Below are 4290 nucleotides of genomic sequence, written 5' to 3'. Positions count from 1 at the left end.
GCGCCGCCCCGGCGCCGCCCCCGCGCCCGGGGCCCGGACGCTGCCCGGTCAGGAAGCGGCTCGGCCGTCGCGCGGCCCGCCCGCCCGGCGCGCGGGACAGCGCCCAGGACAGCGTCAGGTGCACCCGGGCCCGGGTGATGCCGACGTACAGCAGCCGGCGCTCCTCCTCGACCTGCTCGGGCGTCTTCGCGTAGGTGATCGGCAGCATGCCCTCGGTGAGCCCCACCAGGAACACCGCGTCCCACTCCAGGCCCTTTGCGGCGTGCAGTGAGGCGAGGGTCACACCCTCGACCGTCGGGGCGTGCTGCGCCGCGGCGCGCTCCGCCAGCTCCTCGACCAGGTCCGCCAGCCCCGCGCCCGGCCGGGCCCGCCCGAAGTCCTCGGCCAGCCGCACCAGCGCGGCCAGCGACTCCCAGCGGTCGCGCACCGCGCCCGACCCCGCCGGCGCCTCCGGCGACCAGCCCATCCCGCCGAGCACGGCCCGCACCTGCGCGGCCAGGTCGCCGTCCCGGCCGGCCTCGTCCAGCAGCGCGTCGTTCCTGTCCGCCACGGCCGCCCCGCGCAGCCGGACCCCGGCCTCGCGCACCTCGGGGCGCTCGAAGAACCGCTCCGCGCCCCGCATCTGGTACGGCACGGACCGGTCGGCGAGCGCCTGCTCGTAGACCTCCGACTGGGCGTTGATCCGGTACAGCACGGCGATGGAGCTGGGCGGCACGCCCGCGTCGATCAGCCGGCGGATGTGCCGGGCGGTGCCCTCGGCCTCGGCGGGCTCGTCCGCATACTCCGTGAAGGCGGGCTCGGGGCCCGGCTCGCGCTGCGCCACCAGCTCCAGCCGGGCCGCGGCGGCCCGCCCGGTCGCCTGGGCGAGCACGCCGTTGGCCAGGTGGACGACCTGGGGGGTGGAGCGGTAGTCCCGGACGAGCTTGACGACCGTGGCGCCGGGGTGGCGGACACGGAAGTCCAGCAGGTGGTCGGGGGTGGCGCCGGTGAAGGAGTAGATCGTCTGGCTGGCGTCGCCGACGACGCACAGGCTGTCCCGGCCGCCGAGCCACAGCTCCAGCAGCCGCTGCTGCAGGGGGCTGACGTCCTGGTACTCGTCGACGACGAAGTGCTGGTACTGCCGGTGCACCTGCTCGGCGATGTCCGGCCGGTCCTGCAGGACGCCGACGGTGAGCAGCAGCACGTCCTCGAAGTCGATGACGCCGCGGTCGCGCTTCAGTTGCTCGTACCCCCGGTAGACGCCGGCGATCTCCGCCGGGTCCCGCGGGGCGTCGCGCCCGGTCTTGGCGAGCACCGCGGCGTAGTCCTCGGGGGCGGTCTGGGTGACCTTCGCCCACTCCAGCTCGCCGGTGACGTCCCGCAGCTCGTTGCGGTCGAGGCGGACCCGAGCGCGCGCCGCGGCCTCCGCGACCAGCTGGACCTTGCGCTCCAGCAGCCGCGGCAGCTCGCCGCCGACGGCCCTCGGCCAGAAGTACTGCAGCTGCCGCAGCGCGGCGGAGTGGAACGTCCGCGCCTGCACGCCGGGGGCGCCGAGCTGGCGCAGCCTGCCGCGCATCTCGCCGGCCGCCCGGTTCGTGAACGTCACGGCCAGCACGCTCGCCGGCTGGAGCACGCCGGCCCGGACCCCGTACGCGATGCGGTGCGTGATGGCGCGGGTCTTGCCCGTGCCCGCGCCGGCCAGCACGCACACCGGGCCGCGCAGCGCCGTCGCCACCTCGCGCTGCTCCGGGTCGAGCCCGGCCAGCACCGCGTCGGCCGAGCCCGGGACGGCGGGGAACTCCGTGTGCGCCGTGGGCTCCGTGGGCTCCGTGGACAGGGAGGGCCGGGTGGACTGCGGGGGCTGCGGTACTGCTGTCACCCCGCCATGCTGCCAGGTCCGCCGCGACGGGTGTGCCGGTTGTCCACAGGCCCCGCGTCCCCGCCCGGTTGTCCACAGGCGGGGCGGGCGGGACCCGGGAATGGCGGCGGCCCGGGGTACGTTCACTCTCCGGAACAGACCGCGCCGCGACCCGGCCGACCCCTAAGGAGCGCAGCGACATGGCGGGCACCGTCACGATGTACAGCACCACGTGGTGCGGCTACTGCCGCCGGCTCAAGAGCCAGATGGACCGCGAGGGCATCCCCTTCGAGGAGATCAACATCGAGCAGGACCCGGATTCCGCCGCCTACGTGGAGAGCGTGAACGACGGCAACCAGCTGGTGCCCACCGTCGTCGTGGTCCCGCGCCAGGGCGGCGACTCCGTCGCCATGCCGAACCCCTCCCTGGCCCAGGTCAAGGCCGCCCTCGGCGCCTGACCCCGGCGAGGGGGGCGGCGGGCCCCGCGGCGGCCGTCAGCCCGGCCGCCGCGGCAGGTCCGAGCCGTACCACAGCTCGATCAGGCGCCCCGCTATCGAGATCCCGTACGGCGGCAGCACCTCGCCCGACGCGTACGCGGCGCCCAGCTCCGCGCGCGAGAACCAGCGCGCCTCGTGCAGCTCCTCGCCGTCCACGCGTATCTCCGCGCCCTTCGCGTCCGCCGCCCGCGCGCGGAAGCCCACCATGAGGCTGGACGGGAACGGCCACGGCTGGCTGGACACGTAGTCGACGTCGCCGACGACCACGCCGGCCTCCTCGTAGACCTCCCGCCGCACGGCGTGCTCCAGCGACTCGCCGGGCTCGACGAAGCCCGCCAGAGTCGAGAAGCGTCCCTCCGGCCAGTGCAGCTGCCGGCCCAGCAGGATCCGGTCCTCCGGGTCCGTCACGGCCATGATCACGGCGGGGTCGGTACGGGGATAGTGCTCGGCGCCGCACGCCGGGCAGCGGCGGATGTGGCCCGCGGCGGCGATGACCGTGCGCTCGCCGCAGCGCGAGCAGAAGCGGTGCAGCCGCTGCCAGTTCTCCAGCGCGACGGCGTGCACCATCAGCCCGGCGTCCCGCTCCGACAGCAGCAGCCCGGCCTCGCGCAGCCCGGCAGGGCGGGCGGTGTCGTCCATGCGGCCGGGCAGCGAGTCCTTCTGCAGCGCGAAGTAGCGCACGCCGTCGGCGTCGGTGCCGAGGAAGTAGCGGTGCTGCTCGGTCGGCGGGGCCTCGAAGGCCGGCGTCGTCACCAGCTGCGTGCCGCCGTCGGGGGCGTCGTCGATGAGCACCTGGCCCTCGCTGACCACGAAGACCCGGGTCGTCGGATGGCTCCAGGCCGCCGCCAGCCACGCCTCGTCGAGGCGGTGGTGGGCGGCGCGGTCGACGCCGCTGTCCGCCGTGAAGGAGACCGGCCGAGAGGCCGCCCGGTCGATGCCCGTGGTCACTGCTGCTTCCCTTCCGCCGCGCCGCTCACGGCCCCCTCGCACTCGTCCCGCGGGCACGCCGGAGGGGCGGCGACGCTGCCGGAGGTGATGCACATGCCCCCGAGCCTAATCTGTCCGGCCGGACAGCAGGGCCTCCAGCTCCGCTCTGCCCGGCAGCCCGGGCGGACGGACGATCTCCCCGGTGCGTACGTACAGGAAGGCGGCGGTGACGCCGTCGAGCGGCAGCCCTTCCTGCTCGGCCCAGGCGAGGCGGTAGACGGCGAGCTGGAGGGGATCGGCGGTGCCGCTGCGGCCGGTCTTCCAGTCGACGATCTCGTAGCCGCCGGGGTCGCGGTAGACGGCGTCGATACGGCCGCGGATGAGGCGGCCGGCGAGGCTGAGCTGGAAGGGGGCTTCCAGCCGGTACGGCGTGCGCCGGGCGTACGGGGAGCGCTCGAACGCCTCCTTGAGCGCGGCCAGCTCGCGCTCGTCGGCGATCTCCTGGGCGTCCTCCTCCCCGCCGGGCAGCTCGTCGGGCCCGAGCATGGGCAGCGGCAGCGCCTCGAAGCGGGACTCGACCCAGGCGTGGAACCGGGTGCCGCGCCGCGCGGCGGGCCGCGGCGGCCGCGGCATGGGCCGGGCCAGCTCCCGCGCGAAGCCGTCGGGGTCGGCGGCGAGGCGGAGGAGCTGGGAGGCGGTGAGGGACGCGGGCAGGGCGACGTCGCGGACGGGGTGCCGGGCGGCGAGGAGTTCGGCTTCGAGGGCGTCGATGTCGCGGTCCCACGACGCGACCACGCGTGCGTCGGCGGGCCCGAGGCGGCCGGCGGGCTCCGCGGAGGCGCCTGCGGCGGGTCCTGCGGCGGGATGTGGGCGGGCACCGTCGGCGCCGTCTCCAGCGGCGGTGTGCCCCCCCGCGGCCCCGGCGGCGCACCGGCCGGCGCCTGCGGCGCGGCTTCGGCTTCGGCTTCGGCTTCGGCTTCGGCTTCGGCTTCGGCGGGAGCGTCGGACCCGGCCCGTACCGGACCGGTC

General features: G+C 76.2%; 3 protein-coding genes and 1 pseudogene. 1 reads left to right on the top strand and 3 read right to left on the bottom strand.

Features of this window, described 5'->3' with window-relative positions:
* A partial coding sequence (locus ABD317_RS34065; protein WP_344295235.1) for an ATP-dependent helicase occupies nt 1–1858 on the bottom strand: 1858 nt, incomplete at its 3' end.
* A gap of 179 nt (nt 1859–2037) precedes the next feature.
* On the opposite strand from ABD317_RS34065, the gene ABD317_RS34060 reads away from it, so the two are divergent.
* Nucleotides 2038–2295, top strand: a complete 258-nt coding sequence (locus ABD317_RS34060) for a mycoredoxin (RefSeq protein WP_344295232.1) — start codon at nt 2038–2040, stop codon at nt 2293–2295.
* A 36-nt stretch (nt 2296–2331) separates the two neighbouring features.
* Here ABD317_RS34060 and nudC read toward each other — a convergent pair whose 3' ends face one another.
* Nucleotides 2332–3282, bottom strand: coding sequence for an NAD(+) diphosphatase (gene nudC, locus ABD317_RS34055; protein WP_027754025.1), 951 nt, complete (start codon nt 3280–3282; stop codon nt 2332–2334).
* A 105-nt stretch (nt 3283–3387) separates the two neighbouring features.
* Nucleotides 3388–4290: pseudogene (locus ABD317_RS34050) on the bottom strand (PD-(D/E)XK nuclease family protein); the annotation flags it as partial.

The sequence above is a fragment of the Streptomyces synnematoformans genome, assembly GCF_039531005.1.
GTDB lineage: Bacteria > Actinomycetota > Actinomycetes > Streptomycetales > Streptomycetaceae > Streptomyces > Streptomyces synnematoformans.
Note: the sequence above shows the minus strand (reverse complement) of the source record. Positions and strands in the feature narration are given on the sequence as shown.